The sequence below is a fragment of the Dactylosporangium aurantiacum genome (assembly GCF_000716715.1).
GTDB lineage: Bacteria > Actinomycetota > Actinomycetes > Mycobacteriales > Micromonosporaceae > Dactylosporangium > Dactylosporangium aurantiacum.
In genome coordinates, this window is the sequence record NZ_JNYJ01000031.1 from 73,937 (window position 1) to 96,774 (window position 22,838).

Genomic DNA, 22,838 nt, shown 5'->3' on the forward strand with positions numbered 1-22,838 from the left:
AGACGGGGATCTGATGGGCGACGGCACGAACAGAGTCGACCTCCTCACCCTTGAGGAGTTCCGCAGCCGGCTCAACGACCGGTTGGACAACGCCAAGGAGCTGCTGCAGAAGCTCAACGCGATGAGCAAACCCGCGCTGGGCACGTTCCTTGACGCGAAGACCACCGCCGCTGACTACGACCGCGTGCACCGTCAGCACGTGCAGCGGGCCAGCCGGCTGGTGTCCGCGATCGAGGCGGCGCAGAGCGCGACGGACAGCATCATCCGCAACTACAAGACCACCGAGTCGCGCAACGCGGCCAGCCAGGCCGAGATCCGCCGGGCGTTGGGCGACGTCACCCTCGAGCTGGAGGGCCGCAGCGATGGGCAATGAGTACACGGCGCACTACGCGGGCAAGAGCCACCGTGAGCTCTACGACCAGCTCATGGCGGGCGACCCCGGGCAGGTGGAGGGTGTCGCCACCGACTGGCACACCGCGGCGACCACGGCGCGGCACATCGCCAGCGAGATCGAGAAGGATCTGCTGAAGCTCGACTGGAAGGGCGACGCGGGCCAGGAGTACCGGCACCGCCTCGGCCTCGTGAGCACCTTCTCCGGCGGTCTCGCCGACGACCAGGGCGAGGTCAAGAAGGCGCTGAACACGATCGGCGCGGCGCTGCGCACGGCGCAGAAGAACGCCGACAACCCCGAGGACACCGACGACAGCGACAGCATGTGGGGCGGTGCCGCGATCGGCGGTGCCACCTTCGGCCTGCCCGGTGCCCTCGTCGGCGGCTACCTCGGCCACGAGCGCGACGAGCAGCAGAAGAAGGAGGCCAAGGAGCGGATGGTGAAGCTCATGGCCGACCTCGCCGTCGACTACGCGGTCAACAACAGCACGATCCTCGAGCCGCTGCCGCCGCCGGTCGAGCTGCCGGGCGGCGACCCGGGCAACACCTCCGACCCGAAGGGCGGCCCGGGCGGCTCGGTCCCGCGCAAGGGCCCCGGCGTCAACACGTTCGGCAACGTCAAGACCAGCACCACCGACGCCGTCGGGACGGTGTCGACCGGTCCCGGCGGCAACGGCGGCGGCGACCCGTCGCAGACCGTGGTCGGGCAGCAGCCGACCGGCACGTCGCTGCTCGGTGTGGAGACCGGTGTCGTCGGCGCGGGCGCGCTCGTCGCCGGCACGGCGCTCGCCGGGCAGATCGTCACGCTCGGCGGCGGCGGCCCGACCCTCGGCATCAGCACCGGCCTCGCCAGCAGCGTCCCGCCCGGCGGCGTCCTCGGCCAGCCCGGCGCGGGCCGCGGCGACGGCGGCGCGACGACGGGCCAGCGCGGCTCCACCGGCAGTCTGCGGGAGAGCACCGGCCGCACCGCCGGCGCCCGCCCCGGCGCCGAGCGTGGCCCCGGCGCCGGCCGGGCCAACCGCATGGGTGTCCCGGGCCGCGACGGCATGTTCGGCCAGCAGCGCGGGACGGGTGCCGCCGCCCGCGGCAACGGCGACGGCGACGAGGAAGAGCGCTACGACACCTGGCTCACCGAGGACGACATGGTGTGGAGCGACGACGAGCAGGCCCCGCCGCCGGTCCTCGGCGGCAGCGAGCCGCCGCCACCGCCGGCGAGCTGAACGATCGATCGACCTGAGCGGCGCCCGGGCTTCCCGGGCGCCGCTCAGTGGTTCCACACCGTCGGCCGGGTGCCCGGGCCGGTGCGCCCGGCGAGGCGCCGCGGGCCGCCGCGACCGCGACGCACGCAGCCGGCCCGGCAGACGGGGCGGCCCAGGTGCGCACGGACCGGTCCGGAGACAGGCCGCGGCGCCGCAAGCGGACGCAAACAGCCCCGGCGCCGCAAGCGGACGCGGACAGGCCCGGCGTTTCAAGCGGACGCGGACAGGCTCAGCGGCTCAGGGCGGGCCCAATCGGGCCCGGCGCCTCAAGCGACACGACCCGGCCCGGCGCGTCAGGCAGGCGGGCAGGCAGGCAGGCAGGCAGGCAGCGACAGCCTCGGCGGCTCAGGGCGGGCACCAGACCCGTCCGGGGCAGGCGCCGGCGCTCAGGCGGGCACGGCGCGCAGCGCGCCGGGGCGGCGGCCGGTCAGGTGGTCCAGGGCGGCGGCCGCGGCGGCGTCGGCGGGCAGGTGCACGACGATGCGCTGGTCGTCGTCGGCCGGCAGGTCGAGGGTCTCGTACGCCAGCCGCACCTCCCCCACCGCCGGGTGCGCCAGCCGCAGCACCCCGTGCGCGAGCGGCAGCCCCGGCAGCGTCGCCACCCGCCGCGCGAACGGCTCACCCGCCGTCACGGTCAGCTCGTCGGCGAGCGCGGCCACCGCGCCGTCGGCGCGGAACGGGCCCTGCTTGAGCGCGGCGACCTGCTCGTCGGCGACGTGCTCCCAGTCCGGGAACACCGCGCGGGCCCGCGGGTCGGTGAACACGAACCGCGGCAGGCTCGGCGGCGCCGCCTCCTCGGCGGCGGGGGTGTCGAGCAGCCCGGTCGGGCCGGCCAGCCGCTCGAACGCCGGCGTGTACGCCAGCAGCTCCCCCAGCCGGTTCAGCAGCACCGCGGGCGACGGCTCCAGCCGCTCCAGCAGCGCCCGCGCCCCGGCCCGCACGGTCCTGGCGGCACCGGCCGCGGCGCGGCACCGGAACGCGCCGTCCGCGGCCTTCGTCAGGATCAGCAGGTGGGTGCGCTCGGCCGGGGTGAGCCGCAGCGCGTCGGCGAGCGCCGCGAGGACCTGCGGTGACGGGCGCCGGTCGCGGCCCTGTTCGAGGCGGATCACGTACTCGACGCTGACCCCGGCGAGCGCGGCCACCTCGGACCTGCGCAGCCCCGGCGTACGGCGGCGCGGGCCGGTCGGCAGCCCCACCACCGCCGGGTCGAGCGCCTCCCGCCGCGATCGCAGCAGCACCCCCAGCTCGTTGTCGCTCACGTCCCCGACCGTACCGCGCGGCGGCCGGCGGATCGTGTCCCCGCCGCTACCAGCCTGGGCGCGGGCTCCCTCCGCGGCGCGCCGGGGGCGACGGTGGACGGCATGGACAGCAACGACAGCGCGCACGTCATCGTCGTCGGCGGCGGGTACGGCGGCATCACCGTGGCCAAGGCCCTCGACGACGTCGCCGACGTGACCGTCATCGAACCCCGCGACACCTTCGTGCACCATGTGGCGGCGTTGCGGGCCGTCGTCGACCCGGACTGGATCGAGCGCATCTTCCTGCCGTACGACCACCTGCTGACCCGCGGCCGGTTCGTGCGGGACCGGGCGGTGCGCGTGGACGGCACCCGGGTCGAGCTCGCCTCCGGCGGCACGCTCGGCGGCGCACACGTGGTGGTCGCGACCGGCGTCGGGTACCCGTACCCCGCGAAGATCGACGGCACCGACCGCGCGGCGGCGCAGGCGAGGCTGCGCGCCACCCACGACGAGCTGGCCGCCGCGGACCGCGTGCTGCTGCTCGGCGCCGGGCCGGTCGGGCTGGAGTTCGCGGGCGAGATCGCCGCCGCCTGGCCCACGAAAGAGGTCATCGTCGCCGACCCGTCGCCGGCCCTGCTGCCGGGCCGCTACCCGGAGGAGTTCCGGGCGGAGGTACACCGGCAGCTGGACGAGCTCGGGGTGCGGCTGCTGCTGGGCACCACCGTCGCGCAGCCGCCGACGTCGCCGGGGCGGGCCGGCCGGTTCAGCGTGGCCGGCGTGGACGCCGACATCTGGTTCCGCTGCCACGGTACGGGGCCGCGCACCTCGCTGCCCGTCGACGCGTACCTGCGGGTGCGGGACCGGCCCGGGCAGTGGGCGGTCGGCGACGTGACCGACGTGCCGGAGCTGAAGATGGCCCGGCTCGCCCAGGCACACGCCGAGGTCGTCGCCGCGAACATCCGCACGCTGCTGACGAAGGGTGCGTGGACCGAGGATGACCTGACGACCCACGAGCCGGCGCCGGACATGCTGGTGCTGCCGCTCGGGCCGAAGGGCGGCGCCGGCTACGGTCCCGGCTTCGGCCTGCTCGGCGCCGCGCAGACCGCCGAGGCCAAGGGCGCCGACCTGTTCCTCGGCTACTACCGCGCCCTGCTGAACCTGGACTGATCCGGGTGGCCCGGCGGCTGGGCAGGTGCCAGCCGCCGGGCCGGTCCCGTCGTTACCGGACGGCGTTGTAGGCGTCGACCTCACCGGCGCCGTAGAAGCCGTTGCGGTCGCCGCCGGTGCAGGTGGCCTCGTAGCCGCTCAGCGCCGGCACCGGGTTGTAGACGCCGGCCGGGCAGGGCAGCGCCTCGGCGGTGCGCTCGAGGGTGGTGGCGAGCGCGGCCGGGGTCAGGTCGGGGTGCGCCGACAGGGCCAGGGCCGCGACGCCGGCCGCGTGCGGACCCGCCATCGAGGTGCCCTGCTTGTAGCCCCAGCCGTTGGTCTTCGTCACCGTGTTGAACGTGGTGGACAGCACCGCGTCGGTGCTCGTCGACACGGCGCCGCCGGTGCGGAAGCGGGTGTCGCCACCGGGTGCGGTCACGTCGACGACGCCCTGGCCGTAGGAGGAGTAGTAGCTCTTCAGCCGGGTCGGGCCGACCGCGGAGACGGTCACCACGCCGGGTGCCTCGGCGGGCAGGTCCAGGCAGGCGCCGGTGATGGTGCGGTCCTCCACCGGGAAGCTGCCGTCGTTGGGGCTGCCGCTGTCGACGAACTTGTGCTGCAGGTCCACGTTGGAGTTGCCGGCGGAGGCGACGGTCAGCACGCCCATGCCCTGCGAGTACCGCAGCGCGCGCTGCACGGCGATCCAGACGGGCCGCTGCCGCTCGTCGTTGCGGCAGTTGAACTCCCACGGGTCGATGAAGTAGCTGTTGTTGGTGATCTGCATGCCGTGCTCCGCGGCCCACAGGTAGCCGCAGACGGCCGCCTCCGGGTAGATGAACCCGTCGTCGTTGACGACCTTCACCGAGGCGACCTTGACGCCGGGCGCGACACCGGCGACGCCGACGCCGTTGACGGCCGCGGCGATCGTGCCGGCGACGTGGGTGCCGTGGTCGGAGGTGGTCGGGTTCCAGGCGGCCTCGGTGGTGTCGGCGACACCGCCGATGCACGACGCGCTCTTGTCCTTGGCGATCTGGGTCACGAGGTCGGGGTGGGTGCTGGAGATGCCGCTGTCCAGGACGCCGACGACGACGTTCGGGCTGCCGGTGGTGACCGTGTGCGCCTGCGGCACGTGGATCTGGGTCATGTCCCACTGGCGGCTGAACAGCGGCTCGCCGGTCGGGTCGCCGGTGGCCTGCTGCGCCGCCGAGTCGACGACCTCCACGGTGGTGTCGTCGTCCACCGCCGCGCCGAGGCCCGTGGTGGAGGCGACCGAGTCGACCCCGGCGCCCGCGACGGCGGTCTGGAACGCGGGGTTGGTCGAGCGGGCCACGAGGACCCCGATCTGGTCGTACGTCGCCACGACCACGCCACCGGCCGCCGCGACCCGGGCGGCCGCCTTCGCGGTCGAGTGCCCCTGCGGTGCGAGGACGATGAACGTGGTGTCCGGGCCCACGGCCACCGCGCGTGCAGGTAACACGGCGTTGACCAGGACCCCGGCACCGATGGTCGCGATCGACGCGACCGCCAGCGCCTTACGACGAGAAAGTTTCACGGTGTTCCTTCCGTCGGGCTGTCCGGTAACGGGCCGTCGCGTGACGACCCGTCGTCGGAAAGCAGCGGGACGGCCCCCCGTGGCGTTACCTGCCGTACCCCTTAGGGGCAGCGTCAGTGAGGATCCCGCATGCGCCGCGCGCCGATCCGGGAGAGGCTGGAGCCTCGCCACCGTGGGGAGGACGAGGATGCGCGCTGGGCCCGCCGCCGTCGCGGTGCTGCTGGCCGGCGGCCTGACCGTGAGCTCTGCCGGCCTTGCCGGGTGCGGCCTCGGCCCGCGGGAGACCGTGTCGCGGCAGTACCAGGTGGAGGAGCCGGTCACCGGCGTGCTCATCACCGGCGCCACGGTGGACGTGACCGTGAAGCCCGGCGACGGTCCGGTCACGGTCGTGGAGCGGCTGCGCTGGCCGGGCGGGCGCGCGGCGCCGCGGACGGCGCACCGGACGGTGGCGGGCCGGCTGGAGCTCAGCTCGACCGGCTGCCGCCGCTGCCAGGTGACGCTGACGGTCACGGTGCCCGCCGCGACCAGCACCGAGATCCATATCGACACCGGCGACCTGACGCTGCGGGACCTGTCCGGCGACGTGTCGGCCGCGGTGTCGACCGGTGACGTGACCGGCTCGGGGCTGCGCGGCGCCACCTACCGGCTGGTCGTGGACACCGGCCGGGTCGAGCTGCGGCACGCGACGACCCCGACCGACGTCGTCGCCACCGTCGACACGGGCGAGGTCGAGGTGCGGGTGCCGGGCGGCGCGTCGTACGCGGTGCACAGCGACCGTGGCCTGTCCTCCGTCGACGTGGCCCGGGACCCGGCGTCGCCGTACACGATCACCGTGAACGTCGACACCGGGCACGCCGTCGTGCACCGGATCTGAGGGCCGCGGCTCAGCGCTTCGTGACGGCCTTGCGGTAGTCGGCGTTGAGGCGGCCGATGAGCGTCAACGGGATGCCCTTGGGGCAGACCGTGGTGCACTCGCCGGTGTTGGTGCAGCCGCCGAAGCCGGCCTCGTCGTGCGCCTCGAGCATGCCGACGACGCGGGTGTCGCGCTCCGGCTGGCCCTGCGGCAGCAGCCCGAGGTGGCCGACCTTCGCGGCGGTGAAGAGCATCGCCGAGCCGTTCGGGCACGCCGCGACGCAGGCGCCGCAGCCGATGCAGGTGGCGGCCTCGAACGCGGCGTCGGCGTCGGCCTTCGGCACGGGAGTGGCGTGGGCGTCGGGGGCGGCGCCGGTGGGTGCGCTGATGTAGCCGCCGCCCTGGATGATGCGGTCGAACGCGCCGCGGTCCACGACGAGGTCCTTGACCACGGGGAACGCGGCGGCCCGCCACGGCTCGACGTCGATCGTCTCGCCGTCCTGGAAGTGCCGCATGTGCAGCTGGCAGGTCGTGGTGGCGCGGGCCGGGCCGTGCGCCACCCCGTTGATCATCATGCCGCACATGCCGCAGATGCCTTCGCGGCAGTCGTGGTCGAACGCGATCGGCTCCTCGCCGGCGAGGATGAGCCGCTCGTTGAGGACGTCGAGCATCTCCAGGAACGACGCGTCGGGCGAGATGTCGGTGACGTCGTACGTGACCATCCGGCCCTTGTCGGACGGGCCGGTCTGGCGCCAGACGCGCAGCTTGAGGTTCATTACTTGTAGCTCCGCTGGCTCGGGTGGACGTATTCGAATTCGAGCGCTTCCTTGTGCAGCACGGGCGGCTCGCCGGTGCCGGTGAACTGCCACGCGGCGACGTAGGAGAACTCGTCGTCGTGGCGCAGCGCCTCGCCGTCGGGGGTCTGGCTCTCGGCGCGGAAGTGCCCGCCGCAGGACTCGGCGCGGTGCAGGGCGTCGACGCACATGAGCTCGGCGAGCTCGAAGAAGTCCGCGACGCGGCCGGCGCGTTCGAGGTTCTGGTTCAGGGTCTCGCCGGTGCCGGGGACCTTGACCCGGGTCCAGAACTCCTCCCGCAGCGACCGGATGAGGCTGATCGCCTTGGTGAGGCCCTCCTCGGTGCGTTCCATGCCGCAGTACTCCCACATGATGTGGCCGAGCTCGCGGTGGAAGGAGTCGACGGTACGGTCACCGTCGACGGACAGCAGCCGCTGGATGCGGTCCTCCACAGTGGAGCGTGCCGCGACGACGTCCGGGTGGTCGGTCGACAGGGCTGGGAACGGCCCGGCGGCGAGGTAGTCGTTGATGGTGTTGGGCAGCACGAAGTAGCCGTCGGCGAGGCCCTGCATGAGCGCGGACGCGCCGAGCCGGTTGGCGCCGTGGTCGGAGAAGTTGGCCTCGCCGACGACGAAGAGGCCGGGGATCGTCGACTGCAGGTCGTAGTCGACCCAGAGCCCGCCCATGGTGTAGTGCACCGCCGGGTAGATGCGCATCGGGGTGACGTACGGGTCGTCGCCGGTGATCCGCTCGTACATCTCGAACAGGTTGCCGTACTTGGCCTCCACGGCGTCGCGGCCGAGCCGGGCGATCGCGTCGGCGAAGTCGAGGTAGACGCCGAGGCCGCCGGGGCCGACGCCGCGGCCCTCGTCGCAGACGTTCTTCGCGGCGCGCGAGGCGATGTCGCGCGGGACGAGGTTGCCGAACGACGGGTAGATCCGCTCGAGGTAGTAGTCGCGCTCGTCCTCGGGGATGTCGGCGGGGACGCGGTCGTCGCCGGCGCGGACCGGCACCCACACCCGGCCGTCGTTGCGCAGGGACTCGCTCATGAGCGTGAGCTTGCTCTGGTGCGCGCCCGACTCGGGGATGCAGGTGGGGTGGATCTGCGTGTAGCACGGGTTGGCGAACAGGGCGCCCTTGCGGTGCGCGCGCCACGACGCGGTGACGTTGCAGCCCTTGGCGTTGGTGGACAGGAAGAACACGTTGCCGTAGCCGCCGGAGGCGAGCACCACGGCGTCGGCGAACTCGGTGGTCACGGCGCCGCTGACGAGGTCGCGCACGACGATGCCGCGGGCCTTGCCGTCCACGACGATCAGCTCGAGCATCTCGTGCCGGGCGTGCATCTCGACGTTGCCGAGCGCGATCTGCCGTTCGAGGGCCTGGTACGCGCCGAGCAGCAGCTGCTGGCCCGTCTGGCCGCGGGCGTAGAAGGTGCGCGACACCTGGGTGCCGCCGAAGGACCGGTTGTCCAGCAGGCCGCCGTACTCGCGGGCGAACGGCACGCCCTGCGCCACGCACTGGTCGATGATGTTCACCGACACCTGCGCGAGCCGGTAGACGTTGGACTCGCGGGCGCGGAAGTCGCCGCCCTTCACGGTGTCGTAGAACAGCCGGTAGACGGAGTCGCCGTCGTTGCGGTAGTTCTTCGCGGCGTTGATGCCGCCCTGCGCCGCGATGGAGTGCGCGCGGCGCGGGCTGTCCTGGTAGCAGTAGGACTTCACCTTGTAGCCGGCCTCGGCGAGGGTGGCGGCGGCGGAGCCGCCGGCCAGGCCGGTGCCCACGACGATGATGCTGAGCTTGCGCCGGTTGGCGGGGTTGACGAGCTTGGCGCCGAACTGGCGGCGTTCCCAGCGGGTCTCGATCGGCCCGTCGGGTGCGGCCCGGTCGGCGATCGGCTCGCCCTCGCTCCACAGCTTCACTTGATCGCTCCGATCGTGACGGCGAACGGCACCGACAGGTAGCCGACGACCAGGACGAGGGACAGGGCCAGGGCGATCGTGCGGGCGCGGCGCTCACCGCGTGGCGACTGCTGGCCGAGGGTGCGCAGCGCGCTGAAGATGCCGTGGCGCAGGTGGAAGCCGACGGCCACGATCGCCAGGGTGTAGAAGAGCGTCACGTACCAGCGCGACGGCGCGAAGTCCGCGACGACGTTGGCGTGCGGGTGCCGGGCGTCGCCGACCGGGTTCACGGTGCCGGTGGTGAGGTCCAGGATGTGGAAGATGACGAACAGCAGGATGATGACGCCGCCCCAGCGCATCGTGCGGGCCGCGTAGCTGCCCTGCACCTTGGGCCGGTGCGCGTAGCGGACCGGGCGGGCGAGCCTGGCGCGCCGGGCGAGGATCACCGCGGCGGCGATGTGCCCGAGCACGGCGACGGTGAGCACGGCCCGCTGGATCCACAGGTACCAGGTGTGCGGCAGCAGCGGGGTGCCGATGTCACGCAGCCAGTGCGCGTAGTGGTCGAAGGCGTCACCGCCGACGAAGATCTTCAGGTTGCCGGCCATGTGCGCGAACAGGAACAGCACGAGCAGCAGGCCGGTGCCTGCCATGAGGAGCTTGAGGCCGACCGACGACCGGCGCTTCTTCGGCTTCGCCTTCGGCGCCGTTGAGGTCTGGGTGGGCCTTACCGCTGTATCTACTGTATCTACCGCCACCCGATCGACGCTAAGGACGGTCACTTTCATTCGTCCAATGCATCATGTACGTAGTGTCGATAGCCGTAGGCTATTGCGGTGCAGCTCCAACAGCTCCGATACTTCGTGTCCGTGGCTGAATCGGGACATTTCACCCGATCGGCCGAGGCGCTCGGAGTGAGCCAACCGACACTCAGTAAACAAATTCACACCCTCGAGGCGACGCTCGGTGCACCCCTGTTCGACCGCTCCCGCGGCGGGGTCATGCTCACCACCGCCGGCGAGACCCTGCTCCCCATCGCCCGCCGGATGGTCGCCGACGCCGACGCCGCCCGCGACGCCGTGCAGGAGGTCGTCGGCCTGCGCCGCGGCCGGGTCCGCGTCGGCGCCACCCCCAGCCTGTGCACGTCGCTCGTGCCGGCGGTGCTGCGCCGCTTCCACGCCGCCCACCCCGACATCGCCCTGCACGTCGACGAGGGCGGCTCGCAGGACCTCGTCGCCGGTCTCGTCGCCCGCCAGCTCGACCTGGCGCTCATCGTCGCGTCCGCGCACGGCACCGACCCGGCCCTCGACGTCGTGCCGATCCTGCGCGAGGACCTCGTCGTCGCCTCCGTGCACCCGCTGCCGGCGTCGCTGACCCTCACCGACCTGCGCGACACCCCCATGGTGATGTTCCGCATCGGGTACGACCTGCGCGACGTCACCATCGAGGCGTGCCGGCGGGCCGGCTTCACCCCCCGGTACGCGGTCGAGGGCGGCGAGCTGGACGCCGTGCTCGCGTTCGTCGAGGCCGGCCTCGGTGTCGCCCTCGTGCCCAGCATGGCCCTGGTCAACCGGCCGCTGCTGCGCGCCACCCCCCTCGCGGCGCCCGGCGTGCACCGCACCATCGCGCTGGCGCACCCGCGCGACGCCGTGCTGTCCCACGCCGCCCGGGCACTGCGCGCGATGCTGCTGGAACAGAACGTGCAGACCCCCGGGGTGCGGCGCGTGCAGGCGCTAGAGTCGCCGGCAACCGAGGTCAGGGGGAGGCCGGGGTGAACGATTTCTGCGTCGATCCGAGCGGGCTGCGAGCGCTCAGCGGGCTGCTCACGCGGGCGGCCGGGGACGCCCGCGACGCGTTGGACTACACGCGACGGCACTGCACGCTGCGCTGGGAGCAGCGGGGACTGCTGATGCTCGTCGCCGACCCGCACGGCCAGGCGTATGGGCGGGTCACCGGGGCCCTGGACCGGCTGCGCGAGCTGAGTGACGGCGCCGCCGGGCAGGTCACCCGCGCCGCCGCCGGGTACGCGGCGGCCGACCGGGCCACCGCCGCCGCGCTGGACGCCACGTATCCCGGCGCCACCGACCCGGGCGGGCTGCGCGGCACGCTGCACCAGTCCCGGCCCGACCTGCTGCCGGCCCGGGCCCCGTTCACCGACGCGGCCCAGGTGACGCTGCCGGCGCCGAGCTACGCGCCGCAGACCGACGCCTTCACGCTCAACCCGCTCACCGACCTGCTCAGCCCGGCCGCGTGGATCCGGCAGGTGGCGGTCTGGCTCTTCGGCACCGACCCGTTCGAGCCGTGGCTCATGGCGTACAGCGGCGACTGGCGCGCCTACGAGCACTGCATGCACGCGTGGCCGCACATCGGCGCGGCCGCGACCGCGCTCGGCGGCAACCTCGTCACCGGCGCCGCCGACACCACGACCGCGTGGCGCGGCCACGCCGCCGAGGCCGAGCAGGAGTTCCAGCTGCTGCTCGGCGGGGCCGCGACCGCGCTCGGCCCGGCGTGCGACGAGTACGCCCGGCTCTACCCGCTGGCCGTCGACGCCTGCCACCAGCTGTACGCGGCGACCGGCAACCTCCTCGGCCAGCTCGTCGACGCGCTCATCATCGTCAACGTCGCCGGCATCGTCGGCACCGCCACCATCGAGACCGGCGTCGGCGCCCTCACCGGCTACGCGGCGGCCGCTTACTACACCTGGCAGGCGTACCGGCTGTATCAGGAGATCTCCCGGCTGTACGGGGTGGCCGAGACCACGTTCCGGCTTATCGCGGCGCAGATCGAGGCGGTGCGGGCGGGTGCCGAGGTGACCCGCCTGCCGTCCGTCGAGCCGTACCGGCACCCGGCGGTCCCCCGGTGACCGGCGATGCGGTGACCGGCGGCCCGGTGGTCGGCGATCCGGTGGTCGTGGCGGTGCTGCGGCGGCTGACCGAGCTGCGGCCTCCGGACGACCCGCTGCACGCGTTCGCCGCGACGGTCCTGTCTGGCGAGGCGACGCTGCGGGTGGCGGCCCGGCATCCCGCGTTCACGGGGGCACTCGAGGAGGGGGTCCGCGGCCTGGGCCACTCTTGACCTGCGCCCGCTCGGCCGCGGCTCGGCTCGGCCGCGGCTCAGCTCGGCCGCGGCTCGGTCATGACCGGCTTGGTCGCAGCCGGATCGGTCGCAGCCGGATCGGTCGCAGCCGGATCGGTCGCAGCCCGGCCTGGTCGCGGCCCGCGGAGACCGCGGTGTTGAAAGTGCAACGGCAGGGGTGTTCACCGTCCTGCTCGTCGCGGCGCAGTCCGCTCGGTGGCGGTCCGTCTCAGCCGGGGTCGCCCAGGACGCGGTTGCGACCGCTGCGCTTCGCGGCGTAGAGGTTGCGGTCTGCCTGGCTGAGCAGGGCCGCAGCGGTGATGCGCCCGTCGGCCGTGCTGGAGACGCCGATGCTCACCGTCACCGGCAGGGCGCCGGTCAGCTCGGGCCACGAGTGGTGCTGGATCGCGCACCTGATGCGTTCGCAGCGGGCGACGGCCTCCTCGGCGGCCGCGCCGGGCAGGACGACGACGAACTCCTCGCCGCCGAGCCGGGCCACCGTGGCGGGTTCGTCGACGGCACCCGCCATGACGGTCGCGACCCGTTGCAGGACCAGGTCGCCGACCTCGTGCGACAGGGTGTCGTTGATCCGCTTGAAAAAGTCGATGTCGACAAGGGCCGCGGACACCGCCGTGCCCCGCTGCTCGGCACGGCTGAGCAGGGCGGGCAGCTGGGCGTCGACGAAGCGCCGGTTGTACAGGCCGGTCAACGCGTCGCGCAGCGCCATCTCGCGGAAGCGGACCGTCTCGCGCTGGCCTTCCCGGCTCTCGAACACCAGTTGGGCCAGGCGGGCCTGCTCCTCGCGTTCGGCGGAACGCAGGGCCTGGGACTCCTCGTCGTAGCGGCACTGCTCCTCGTACGCCTGCCGAAAGCGGCCGTTCGCGGCGTGCAGGCGGGCCAGTTCGCGCCGGGCTCGGGCGCCGACGTCGACCATGCCGCGCTGCTCGCTCAGCGCCCGGCACCGCGCCACGGTGGCCGTGGCCCGGTCGAGGGCGCCGCCGAGCCGTTGCGCCTCGGCGAGGGTGAGCAGCACCTCGGGCAGCATGTTGCCCTCGGCGTCGCGCCGGGAGGTGCCCGGTTCGACGAGGGGCAGCAGGGTGCGTTCGGCCTCGGCGTACCGGCCCTGCAGCAGCTGCACGCGGGCGATCGTGTCCAGGTCCGGCGGGCGCAGCTCGACGCCGGTGCGCTCGACCAGGCGGCGCATCCGCTCGACGAGTTCGCCGGCGGCCTGCGTGTCGCCGGCCTGGTACGCGGCATACGCCATGTTGTTCAGCACCGAACGGCTCAGCTCGTGGTCGCCGGCGGCCGCGGCGATGTCGAGGGCTTCGGCGTGGTACGGAGCGGCGTCGGACCGTGACACCACGTCGACGGACAGCGCGAGGATGACCAGGTGGGCACCGCGGACCAGCGGCGGCACGTGGTCGGGCAGGTGGTCGACGGACAGCAGGGCGTGCCGCCGCGCCTGGGCGTTGTCGCCGAGGCAGGTGTGCAGGACCGACAGCAGGAAGTGGGCGCGGGCCAGCACCTACTGGTCGTTCTCCAGCACCGCCCACCGGTGCACCTCGTGCAGCAGTGGCGCGGACGCCGCCAGCTCACCGCCACGGGCGAGCGCGTCGGCGAGCACGAGCCGCGCCCGCGCCGCCAGGTCGTCACGCCCCAGCTCCACCGCGGCGCGCTCGACGGCCTCGGCCTGCTCCCGGTCGGCGGTGCGCCGGTCGACCTCCATGCCCAGCACCACGGCCTCGACCCGGTCGGCGCTGATTACCGCTGTGCCACTCATGACCCGCACGATCGGCGGCCCGCGCCGGGACCTGAGCGCAATGCCCCGCGGGCGGCGCTTAGGATCGTGCGGACGTCGGCGGCACGAGGGGGGATCCCGTGGAGATCTGGCAAGCGGTCGTGCTCGGCGTCGTGGAGGGGGTGACGGAGTTCCTGCCGGTCTCCTCGACCGGTCACCTCACCATCACCGAGAAGCTGATGGGCATCCCGATCGACGACAAGGGCGTGACCGCGTTCACCGCGGTCATCCAGGTCGGGGCGATCATCGCGGCGATCATCTACTTCCGCAACGACATCGGGCGGTTCATCGCCGGGTTCGTGAAGGGTCTGCGCAGCGCCGAGGCGCGGCGGGAGACCGGCTGGAAGATGGCGATCAACGTGATCATCGGGTCGCTGCCGATCGCGGTCATCGGGCTGCTGTTCAAGGATCTCATCGAGGGCGAGCTGCGCAGCCTGTGGTTCGTCGCCGGGGCGCTCGTCGTGTGGAGCCTCGTCATGGTCCTGGCCGAGCACCTCGCCACCCAGAAGGTCGGCGAGGACGACCTGACCTGGAAGGACGCGCTGATCATCGGTCTGGCCCAGTGCATCGCGCTGATCCCCGGGGTGTCCCGGTCCGGCGCGACGATCAGCGTCGGGCTGCTGCGGCACCTCGACCGGGTGACCGCGACCCGGCTGTCGTTCTTCCTCGGCATCCCCGCCCTCGCCGCGGCCGGGATCCTGGAAGGGGTGCAGCGGGCCGGCGAGATCAGCGAGACGGTCGGCTGGGTGCCGGCCGCGATCGGCACGGTCGTCAGCTTCGTCGTGGCGTACGCGTCGATCGCCTGGCTGCTGAAGTTCGTCGCGACCAACTCCATCGCCGTGTTCGTGTACTACCGGGCCGCGGTCGGCGGCATCATCGTCGCCCTGCTGTGGGGCGGTGTCATCAGCGCGACCTGACGGCGGGGCGGCGGCGAAACCAGGCGGCGTCCGCGGGCGACGGTGGCGATACTGCTGCGATGCGGCACCTGGCGTACCCGAAGATCCCCACCGCGCGGCAGCTCGGCAGCGGCCGCGCCGGCGGCGGCACCTGGATCGCCACCGAGAAGGTGCACGGCGCCCAGCTGGTCGTCGCCGCCGACGGCCGCGGCCGGGTCCGGGTCGGCAAGCGCAAGGCGTGGCTGGACGACGACGAGCCGTTCTTCGGCTGGCAGCTGCTGCGCGCCCAGTTCGAGCAGGCCGCCCGGGCCGCGCTCGCCGGCGGCGCCGCGGCGGTGCGCATCTACGGCGAGCTGTACGGCGGTCACTACCCGCACCCGGACGTCGCGCCGGCACCGGGCGCGTCCGCGGTGCAGACCGGCGTCTGGTACAGCCCGGACGTCCGGTTCGCCCTGTTCGACATCCTGGCGCACGACAACCCCGAAGCCCCCGAGCACCCCGGCACGTACCGGACCTACGCGGAGGTCGCCGAGGTCGCCGCGGCCGCCGGGCTGGACGTCGTGCCGCTGCTCGGGCGGGGCACCCGGGCGTCGCTCGACGCGGTGCCGGTGCGGTTCCAGACCCGGGTGCCGCGGCGGCTGGGGCTGCCGCCGCTGGACGGCAACCTCGCCGAGGGCGTCGTGCTGCGCCCCGACGCGGCGCTCGCCCCGCAGGACCGCACCGCCGTCAAGGTCAAGATCGACGAGTTCGACGAGCGGCGGTTCGGCGAGAGCCTGCCCTGGGACCCGTACACCAGGCTGGACGCCACGCAGCTGGCCCGGATCGCCGCGGCGATGGTGAACCCGCCCCGGATCGCGAGCGCCCGGTCCAAGGCGGGCACCGCGCCCGGCGCGCTGCTCGACGAGGTCGTGCTCGACGTGCTGGTCGACCTGTCCGAGGCGTACCCGGCCGCGACGGCCGCGCTGGACCAGGCCGGGCAGGCGGCGCTCGAGGACGCCGTGCGGCGGGCGGCGCGCGGACAGCGCTGAGCCCGCTATCGTCGCCGTATGCCGTTCGACGTCGCACGGGCCCGGCGGGCGTACCCCGCACTGGCCGAAGGGTTCGTCCACTTCGACGGTGCCGCCGGCACCCTGGTCGCGGAGCCGGTGGCGCGGGCCGTCGTCGGGGTCCTCGGCGGCGCCGTGAGCAACCGGACCACCGCGTTCGAGCCGGGCCGGCGGGCGCTGCGCATCGTCGACGCGGCCCGCGCCGCCGTCGGTGACCTCCTCGGCGCCGACCCGGCCGGGGTGGTGTTCGGTCCGAGCGCCACGGCGCTGACGTACACCGTCGCGCGGGGCCTCGCCGAGCAGTGGCGGCCCGGCGACAACGTCGTGGTGACCCGGCTCGACCACGACGCGAACGTGCGCCCGTGGGTACAGCTGGCGCAGCGCACCGGCGTCGAGGTGCGGTGGGCGGCGTTCGACCCCGGCACCGGGGCCCTGCCGGTGGACGTGTTCGCGCCGCTCGTCGACGCCCGCACCAAGGTGGTGGCGGTGACCGCGGCGAGCAACGCGATCGGGACCCGCCCCGACGTGGCCGCCGTCGCCCGGCTCGCGCACGACGCCGGGGCGCTGGTCTACGTCGACGGTGTGCACGCCACCGCGCACCTGCCGGTCGACGTGGCCGCGCTCGGCGCCGACTTCTACGTCACCAGCGCCTACAAGTGGTCCGGTCCGCACCTGGCGGCGTGCGTGGCGGCGCCGCGGCTGTGGGAGCGCACCGCGATGCTGAAGCTGCTGCCGTCCTCCGACGCGGTGCCGGAGCGCTTCGAGCTGGGCACGCCGAGCTTCGAGCTGCTCGCCGGGGTCGAGGCGGCGGTCGGGTTCCTCGCCACGCTCGACGACGACGCCGCCGGTTCGCGCCGCGACCGGGTGCTGCGCTCGATGGCGGCGGTCCACGCGTACGAGATGCGGCTCTTCGACCGGCTCCTGGACGGGCTGCGGGCGGTGCCGGCGGTCCGGATCCTCCCGGCGCCCGCCGGCGGCTGCCCGACGGTGTCGTTCCGGGTCGGCGACCAGGACCCGGCGCGGACCGCCGAGCTGCTGGGCCGGCAGGGTATCTGCGTCTTCTCCGGCGACTACTACGCCGCGGAGTACTTCATCGCGATGGGGCTGCGCGGGTCGGGCGGTGCGGTCAGGGCGGGCGTCTACCACTACACGACGGCCGAGGACGTGGACCGGCTGGTCGCCGCGGTCGCGCAGGTGCGGTAGCCGCCGCTCAGACCGGCGCGGGCAGCCGCACGGTGACCCGCAGCCCGCCGCCCGGGTTGGGCACGGCCGCGGCGTGTCCACCGTGGACGGACGCGATCGACGCGACGATGGCCAGCCCCAGGCCCAGCCCGTCGTTGCCGGTGCGGGTGTGCCGGTGGAACGGCGCGAACAGCCCGTCGGTGTCGGCCGGGTCGATGACCGGTCCGGTGTTGGTGACGGCGAGGACCGCGCCGCCGCCGTCGGTGCCGGTGCTGACCCAGACGTCGCCGCCGTCGACGTTGTACCGCAGGGCGTTGTCGACGAGGTTCGCGGCGAGCCGCTCCAGCAGGACCGGGTCGCCGGCCGTCAGCGCCGGCTCGAGGTCCAGGTGCAGCCGCCGCCCGGCGGGGTCGGTGCCGTCCAGGACGTCCTGGACGCTGGTGGCGAGGTCGACGGGTTCCCGCACGGTGAGGCCGGCGTCGTTGCGGGCCAGGGTCAGCAGCGCCTCGATGAGCGCCTCGGCGTGCCCGACCGCGGACCGCACGTCGTCGGCCATCCGCAGCAGCTCCTCCCGGGACGGCGCCGGCTTGGCGAGCACCACGTCGATGGTGGCCCGCATGACCGTCAGCGGGGTGCGCAGCTCGTGGCCGGCGTTGGCGATGAACCGGCGCTGCCCGGTGAACGCGGCCTCCAGCCGGTCCAGCATCGCGTCGAACGTGTCGGCGAGGCGGCGCAGCTCGTCGCGGGGGCCGCCGAGCGCCACCCGCGCCGCCAGGTTGTGCTCGGAGGCCGCCCGGGCCGCGGCGGTGATGCGGTGCACCGGGCGCAGCACCCGGCCGGCGACGACCCAGCCGCCGGCGGCGGACAGCAGGGTGGACACGCCGAGGGTGGCGAGCGAGAAGCGCAGCAGGCTGTCCAGGATCGTCGCGCGCTGCGACTGCGCGCCGGCCAGGACGCCCTCGTCGTACGCGAGCCGGCACTTGCTGCGCAGACCCGGCTCGGTCTCCGCGCCGCCGCCGAGCACCCGCAGGCAGGCGTCGCGGAACTCCGGGGACATCTCGACCTCGACGGTGCGCTCCGGCGTGCGCAGGTTCGCGGCGAGCAGGCCGTAGGTGACCGCGACGACGACCGCGCCGCCGGCCGCGAACAGCAGCGTGTACAGCAGGGTCAGGCGGACCCGGACGGTGAGCCTCACATCCGGTACCCCTTGCCGACGACCGTCTCGATGAGCGCCGGCGGGCCGAGCTTGCGCCGCAGCCGGGTCAGCGTCACCGAGACGATGTTGCTGAACGGGTCGGCGTTGGCGTCCCAGACGTGCTCGAGGAGCTCCTCGGCGCTGACCACGGCGCCGTCGGCGGCGACGAGCATCTCCAGCACCCCGAACTCCTTGCGGGTCAGCTGCAGCGGCCGGCCGCCGCGGCTGGCGCGGTGCCGGGCCCGGTCGACGGTCAGGTCGCCGCGGCGCACCACCGGCGGCGCCGACGGCGCCCGGCGGGCCAGCGCCCGCACCCGCGCGACCAGCTCGTGGAACGCGAACGGCTTGCCGAGATAGTCGTCGGCGCCGAGCTCCAGGCCGTCGACCCGGTCGTCCACGGCCGCGGCGGCGGTCAGCATGAGGATGCGCGCCGCGCCGCCGGCGAGGGACCGGCACACCTGGTCGCCGTGCACGACCGGCAGGTCGCGGTCCAGCACGACGACGTCGTATGCGGTCTCGGCGGCCCGGGTCAGGGCGGCGGCGCCGTCGGTGACGACGTCGACCGCCAGGCCCGCGTCACGCAGCCCTTCACCGATCCGCGCGGCGAGGGTCGCGTGGTCCTCCACGACCAGCACCCGCATGGCGCCCATTGTGCCGCGCCGGGCATGACATCCGTCCGACATGCGCGGTAGCGGCCGTGTCACCGGCACCCCGGTACACCGGCTGCATGAGAATCCTCATCGTCTGCGTCGCGGTGCTCGCGCTCGCCGCCTGCGGCGGCCCGCCGGCCTCCCCCGGCGTGCCCCGGCTGTCCGGCACGCCCGGGCGGCCCGCCGGTGGGACCGGCCCGGAGCGGAAGGCGGCGCTGCACGCGGCCGCCGAGTGCGTCCGGCAGCACGGCATCCCGACCTACCAGGATCCGGTCCTGACGGCCGACGGCCACGTGTACACGGACTCCCGCAGCTACCGCGCCGCCGAGGACGCCACCATCGCCGCCGTCGAGCAGGCGTGCGGCGCGCTGATGACCGCGGCGCAGTTCCAGCCGACGGAGCAGGCACCGGCGCCGCCGGCGCTGGTGCAGGCCGGGGTCCGCGCGGCGCAGTGCATGCGGGCGCACGGCCTGCCCGACGTGAGCGACCCGACCGCCGCGACCGAGTTCACGCCGGGGCACGGCTTCGGGATGAACCCCGACGAGCTGCCCGGCGACAAGGAGAACCCGGTCGTGCAGCGGGCGCTCACCGAGTGCCGGACCGTCCTGGACGAGGCGGCGCGCGTGTCGAGCCTCGGGAACCTCGGCCATGCGTAGGCGGGTCGTGCTCGCCGGCGCGGCCGCGTTCGCCGCGGCGGGCGCCACCGGCGGCGGCTGGTGGCTGCGCGGCGCGCCCCCGCCACGGGCCGCGGCGGCGCCGGCCGTGGGCACCGCCGCCGTCGTGCGGACCGACCTGGCCACGACCGCCCGCGTGACCGGGACGCTCGGGTTCCGCGACACGTACACGGTGTTCGCGCAGGGGCCCGGCGGCACGGTCACCGCGCTCCCCCAGCCGGGGCGCGTGATCAACCGGGGCGAGCCGGTGTTCGAGCTCGACGGTGTCGCCGTGCGGCTGCTGTACGGTCCCCGCCCGGCGTGGCGGCCGTTCGCCGCCGGGATGGCGGACGGTCCCGACGTGCGCGCCCTGCAGGAGAACCTCGTCGCGCTCGGGCACGGCCGCGCGCCGGGCGTGCCCGGCCGGTTCGACGCCGCGACGGCCGGTGCCGTCCGCCGCTGGCAGCGGGCGACCGGGCAGCCGGTGACCGGCCGGGTGGCGCTCGGCACGGTCACGTTCCAACCCGGGCCGGTGCGGGTCGCCGCGGTCACCGCCGCGCTCGGCGCCGCCAGCCGCGCTGAGGAGCCGGTGCTGTCGGCGACGTCGACCACGGCCGCGGTCACCGTCGCGGTGCCGGCGGCGCTGACGTACCTGGTGCACCCCGGCGACCCGGTCGGGGTCACGCTGCCCGGCGGCACCGTCGCCAAGGGCACCGTCGCGTCGCTGTCCGCGGTCGCGGAGTCCACGCCCGGCATGGACGGCCGACCGCCGCAGGCGACGGTGCCGGGGCTGGTCACCCTGGACGACCCGGCGGCCGCCGGCGGCCTCGACCACGCGCCCGTGCAGGTCGACGTCACCCGCCAGGCGGTGCGCGGGGTCCTCGCCGTGCCCGTCACCGCGCTCGTCGCGCTCGCCGGCGGCGGCTACGCCGTCTGGGTCCGCGCGGCCGGCGGGCGGCGGCTCACCGGCGTCACCACCGGGCTGTTCGCCGACACCCTCGTCGAGGTCCGCGGCGACCTGCGCGAGGGCGACCCGGTGGAGGTGCCGCTCGGATGACCGCGGCACTGGAGCTCCACCTCGTCAGCAAGACCTACCCGCCGCCGGCCACGGTGACCGCGCTGCACGACGTGTCGCTGGTGGTGCGCGCCGGCGAGACCGTCGCCGTCACCGGCCCGTCCGGCGCCGGGAAGACGACCCTGCTGAGCGTGCTGGGTACCCTGGAACGGCCGACGGCGGGGGTGGTGCGCATCGCCGGCACCGACACCACCGATTTGTCCGACCGTGACCTCTCCGGTGTACGGGCCTGGCACCTCGGCTTCGTCTTCCAGCAGTTCTTCCTGCTCGAGCACCTGTCGGTGCTGGACAACGTCGCGACCGGCCTGCTGTATCGGGGGGTGCCCGCCGCTGTGCGCCGGGCGCGGGCCGGCGAGATGCTCGACCGGGTCGGCCTCGCCGGGCGGCTGCGGCACCGCCCGGCGCAGCTGTCCGGCGGCGAACGGCAACGCGTCGCGATCGCGCGGGCGCTCGTGGGCCGGCCCGCGGTGCTGCTCGCGGACGAGCCGACCGGCAACCTGGACTCGGCGACCGGCGGTGAGATCACGGCGCTGCTGGCCGGGCTCGGCGACACCACGACGGTCGTGCTCATCACCCACAACGCTGAGGTGGCCGCGGCGATGGCCCGGCGGGTCGAGCTGCGCGACGGCCGGGTCGTGTCGGACTCCACTGTGGACGGCGGCGCGCCGGTGGGTGTGCGGTGAGGCGCCCGTGGTCCTGGCCTCCTTCGCGGCCCTGGCGGTCCGGGCGGTCCTGGCGATCCTGGCGGTCCGGGCGGTCCGGACGGTCCGGGCGTCCTGCGGGGGCGGCGCGTCCCGCGGAGGCGGCGCGTCCCGCGGAGGCGGCGCGTCCCGCGGAGGCGGCGCGTCCCGCGGAGGCGGCGCGTCCCGCGGAGGCGGCGATCGCGATCGCCGCGCTCGTCGCCGTCCTCGGCGTCGCCGAGTCCTCGAAGGCGGAGCTGCTCGCCGAGCTCGGCGAACAGGGCAACCTGCTGACCGTCGCCGCCGGCCGAACGTTCGACGGCACGCCGACACCGCTGCCGGCGACGGCCCCGGCGATGATCGGCCAGATCCCGCCGGTGCGCGCGGTCACCGCGGTCGGCACCGTGGAAGGGGTGACGGTGCGGCGTACCGCGGCCGTCCCGGAACGGCAGACCGGCGGCATCACCGTCGTCGCCGCCCAGCCGTCCCTTGTGGACACACTCGGTGTGACGCTGGCCCGGGGCGCGTACCTGGCCCGGCCCGCGCTCCCCGAGGTCGTGCTCGGCGACGCCGCCGGGCGCATCCTCGGCATCGGCCCGCTCGACGCGCAGACCCGGGTGTATCTCGGCGGGACGTACTTCGCCGTCGTCGGCGTCCTCGACCCGGTGCCGGTCGCTCCCGAGATCGACACCGCCGCGCTGATCAGCTTCGGCGTCGCCGACGAGCTGTTCCGGCAGCAGGGCCGGCCCACCCGGGTCTACCTGCGCGTCGAGCCCGACCGGGTCGCCGACGTCGCGGCGGTCCTCGCGTTCACCGCCGCGCCCGAGGATCCCCGGTCGGTGGAGGTGCGCCGGCCGTCCGACATCCTGCTCGCCCGCATCGCCGCGAAGGGCGCCTATGTCGGCCTGTTCCTCGGCCTCGGCGGCGTCGCCCTGCTCGTCGCCGGCGTCGGCATCGCCAACATCATGGTGATCTCGGTGCTGGAACGCCGCGCCGAGATCGGCCTGCGCCGCGCCCTCGGCGCCCGCCGCCGCGACGTCGCCGTGCAGTTCCTGCTGGAGTCGGCCCTGCTCGCCGGCGCCGGCGGCGTCCTCGGCGTCGGCCTGGGCTGCCTCGCCACCGCCGTCGCCGCCGGCCTGGCCGGCAACCCGGTCGCCATCCCGCCGCTCGCCCCGCTCGCGGGTCTCGCCGCGGCGCTCGTGGCCGGCGCGCTCGCCGGCGGCTACCCGGCGGTGCGGGCGGCCCGGCTCCCACCGGCGGACGCGCTGCGCACCCTGTAACCGCACACGGCCGAGGCCGGTCACCGTGTTCGGTGACCGGCCTCGGGTCGCGGGTGTTGCCGTGGTCAGTTGGCGCTGAGTTCGGTGGCGGAGGCGAAGGCGGTGTCGAGCTGGGCGCGCAGGGCGTCGATCTGGCTGAACTCGGTGGCGCTGTAGGACTCCTGGCCTTCGGCGGCGAAGAC

Annotated in this window: 23 protein-coding genes; 14 read left to right on the forward strand and 9 right to left on the reverse strand. The window is 74.6% G+C overall.

Going from position 1 to position 22,838, the window contains the following annotated elements:
• Positions 1-13 precede the first annotated feature (13 nt).
• Positions 14-373, forward strand: a complete 360-nt coding sequence (locus OP18_RS31150) for a hypothetical protein (RefSeq protein ID WP_033362678.1) — start codon at positions 14-16, stop codon at positions 371-373.
• Positions 363-1,610, forward strand: a complete 1,248-nt coding sequence (locus OP18_RS31155) for a WXG100 family type VII secretion target (RefSeq protein ID WP_033362679.1) — start codon at positions 363-365, stop codon at positions 1,608-1,610. Before OP18_RS31150 ends, OP18_RS31155 begins: the two co-directional genes overlap by 11 nt.
• A gap of 425 nt (positions 1,611-2,035) precedes the next feature.
• Here OP18_RS31155 and OP18_RS31160 read toward each other — a convergent pair whose 3' ends face one another.
• Complete coding sequence (locus tag OP18_RS31160; protein ID WP_033362680.1) at positions 2,036-2,908, reverse strand: MmyB family transcriptional regulator; 873 nt, start codon at positions 2,906-2,908, stop codon at positions 2,036-2,038.
• A 102-nt stretch (positions 2,909-3,010) separates the two neighbouring features.
• Here OP18_RS31160 and OP18_RS31165 point away from each other — a divergent pair, with 102 nt between their 5' ends.
• Positions 3,011-4,054, forward strand: a complete 1,044-nt coding sequence (locus tag OP18_RS31165) for an FAD-dependent oxidoreductase (RefSeq protein ID WP_033362681.1) — start codon at positions 3,011-3,013, stop codon at positions 4,052-4,054.
• 52 nt (positions 4,055-4,106) lie between these two features.
• Here OP18_RS31165 and OP18_RS61000 read toward each other — a convergent pair whose 3' ends face one another.
• On the reverse strand, positions 4,107-5,585 hold the full coding sequence (locus OP18_RS61000; protein WP_033362682.1) for a S8 family peptidase: 1,479 nt from the start codon (positions 5,583-5,585) through the stop codon (positions 4,107-4,109).
• A gap of 187 nt (positions 5,586-5,772) precedes the next feature.
• On the opposite strand from OP18_RS61000, the gene OP18_RS31175 reads away from it, so the two are divergent.
• On the forward strand, positions 5,773-6,459 hold the full coding sequence (locus tag OP18_RS31175) for a DUF4097 family beta strand repeat-containing protein (protein ID WP_052387607.1): 687 nt from the start codon (positions 5,773-5,775) through the stop codon (positions 6,457-6,459).
• A 10-nt stretch (positions 6,460-6,469) separates the two neighbouring features.
• Here the strand turns inward: OP18_RS31175 and OP18_RS31180 are convergent, their stop codons facing one another.
• The 3 genes from OP18_RS31180 to OP18_RS31190 are packed head-to-tail and all read right to left on the reverse strand — an operon-like array spanning position 6,470 to position 9,914.
• Entirely contained in the window at positions 6,470-7,213 is a 744-nt protein-coding gene (locus OP18_RS31180; protein ID WP_033362683.1) for a succinate dehydrogenase/fumarate reductase iron-sulfur subunit, read from the reverse strand.
• Positions 7,213-9,150, reverse strand: a complete 1,938-nt coding sequence (locus OP18_RS31185; protein ID WP_033362684.1) for a fumarate reductase/succinate dehydrogenase flavoprotein subunit — start codon at positions 9,148-9,150, stop codon at positions 7,213-7,215. Before OP18_RS31185 ends, OP18_RS31180 begins: the two co-directional genes overlap by 1 nt.
• On the reverse strand, positions 9,147-9,914 hold the full coding sequence (locus OP18_RS31190) for a succinate dehydrogenase cytochrome b subunit (protein ID WP_081971268.1): 768 nt from the start codon (positions 9,912-9,914) through the stop codon (positions 9,147-9,149). Before OP18_RS31190 ends, OP18_RS31185 begins: the two co-directional genes overlap by 4 nt.
• A 42-nt stretch (positions 9,915-9,956) precedes the next feature.
• Between OP18_RS31190 and OP18_RS31195 the strand changes: the two genes are divergently transcribed.
• Genes OP18_RS31195 through OP18_RS31205 form a run of 3 tightly spaced genes read left to right on the forward strand, consistent with a single transcriptional unit; the run spans position 9,957 to position 12,201 of the window.
• Positions 9,957-10,901 (forward strand): LysR family transcriptional regulator, encoded by a 945-nt coding sequence (locus tag OP18_RS31195; protein ID WP_052387608.1) that lies wholly within the window; start codon positions 9,957-9,959, stop codon positions 10,899-10,901.
• Positions 10,898-11,989 (forward strand): type VII secretion target, encoded by a 1,092-nt coding sequence (locus tag OP18_RS31200; protein WP_033362686.1) that lies wholly within the window; start codon positions 10,898-10,900, stop codon positions 11,987-11,989. The genes OP18_RS31195 and OP18_RS31200 overlap by 4 nt, the downstream gene beginning before the upstream one ends.
• The gene (locus OP18_RS31205) at positions 11,986-12,201 is read left to right on the forward strand and encodes a hypothetical protein (RefSeq protein ID WP_033362687.1); all 216 of its coding nucleotides are present in this window, start codon (positions 11,986-11,988) and stop codon (positions 12,199-12,201) included. The genes OP18_RS31200 and OP18_RS31205 overlap by 4 nt, the downstream gene beginning before the upstream one ends.
• Positions 12,202-12,430: 229 nt before the next feature.
• On the opposite strand, the gene OP18_RS51500 is transcribed toward OP18_RS31205, so the two are convergent.
• Both OP18_RS51500 and OP18_RS55750 read right to left on the reverse strand, forming a co-directional pair.
• Positions 12,431-13,726, reverse strand: coding sequence for a GGDEF domain-containing protein (locus tag OP18_RS51500; protein WP_052387609.1), 1,296 nt, complete (start codon positions 13,724-13,726; stop codon positions 12,431-12,433).
• The gene (locus tag OP18_RS55750; protein ID WP_052387610.1) at positions 13,727-13,981 is read right to left on the reverse strand and encodes a hypothetical protein; all 255 of its coding nucleotides are present in this window, start codon (positions 13,979-13,981) and stop codon (positions 13,727-13,729) included.
• A gap of 98 nt (positions 13,982-14,079) precedes the next feature.
• On the opposite strand from OP18_RS55750, the gene OP18_RS31215 reads away from it, so the two are divergent.
• The 3 genes from OP18_RS31215 to OP18_RS31225 are packed head-to-tail and all read left to right on the forward strand — an operon-like array spanning position 14,080 to position 17,144.
• On the forward strand, positions 14,080-14,916 hold the full coding sequence (locus OP18_RS31215; RefSeq protein ID WP_033362688.1) for an undecaprenyl-diphosphate phosphatase: 837 nt from the start codon (positions 14,080-14,082) through the stop codon (positions 14,914-14,916).
• A 59-nt stretch (positions 14,917-14,975) separates the two neighbouring features.
• On the forward strand, positions 14,976-15,923 hold the full coding sequence (locus OP18_RS31220) for an RNA ligase family protein (protein WP_033362689.1): 948 nt from the start codon (positions 14,976-14,978) through the stop codon (positions 15,921-15,923).
• An 18-nt stretch (positions 15,924-15,941) separates the two neighbouring features.
• Positions 15,942-17,144 carry a cysteine desulfurase-like protein gene (locus OP18_RS31225; protein WP_033362690.1) on the forward strand — a complete coding sequence of 401 codons (1,203 nt, stop codon included), beginning with the start codon at positions 15,942-15,944 and terminating at the stop codon, positions 17,142-17,144.
• Positions 17,145-17,151: 7 nt separating this feature from the next.
• Here OP18_RS31225 and OP18_RS31230 read toward each other — a convergent pair whose 3' ends face one another.
• Positions 17,152-18,318 carry a HAMP domain-containing sensor histidine kinase gene (locus tag OP18_RS31230; protein ID WP_033362691.1) on the reverse strand — a complete coding sequence of 389 codons (1,167 nt, stop codon included), beginning with the start codon at positions 18,316-18,318 and terminating at the stop codon, positions 17,152-17,154.
• Positions 18,315-18,959: a response regulator transcription factor gene (locus tag OP18_RS31235; RefSeq protein ID WP_033362709.1), complete on the reverse strand. Its 645-nt coding sequence runs from the start codon at positions 18,957-18,959 to the stop codon at positions 18,315-18,317. The genes OP18_RS31230 and OP18_RS31235 overlap by 4 nt, the downstream gene beginning before the upstream one ends.
• Before the next feature lie 86 nt (positions 18,960-19,045).
• Here OP18_RS31235 and OP18_RS31240 point away from each other — a divergent pair, with 86 nt between their 5' ends.
• From OP18_RS31240 to OP18_RS31255, 4 genes are read left to right on the forward strand one after another with little or no spacing between them, the layout of a single operon-like run.
• Entirely contained in the window at positions 19,046-19,624 is a 579-nt protein-coding gene (locus OP18_RS31240) for a hypothetical protein (RefSeq protein WP_156089922.1), read from the forward strand.
• Entirely contained in the window at positions 19,617-20,678 is a 1,062-nt protein-coding gene (locus OP18_RS31245; RefSeq protein WP_156089923.1) for a peptidoglycan-binding protein, read from the forward strand. The genes OP18_RS31240 and OP18_RS31245 overlap by 8 nt, the downstream gene beginning before the upstream one ends.
• The gene (locus OP18_RS31250) at positions 20,675-21,379 is read left to right on the forward strand and encodes an ABC transporter ATP-binding protein (RefSeq protein ID WP_033362694.1); all 705 of its coding nucleotides are present in this window, start codon (positions 20,675-20,677) and stop codon (positions 21,377-21,379) included. Before OP18_RS31245 ends, OP18_RS31250 begins: the two co-directional genes overlap by 4 nt.
• Entirely contained in the window at positions 21,376-22,656 is a 1,281-nt protein-coding gene (locus OP18_RS31255; RefSeq protein WP_156089924.1) for an ABC transporter permease, read from the forward strand. Before OP18_RS31250 ends, OP18_RS31255 begins: the two co-directional genes overlap by 4 nt.
• Positions 22,657-22,838 lie beyond the last annotated feature (182 nt).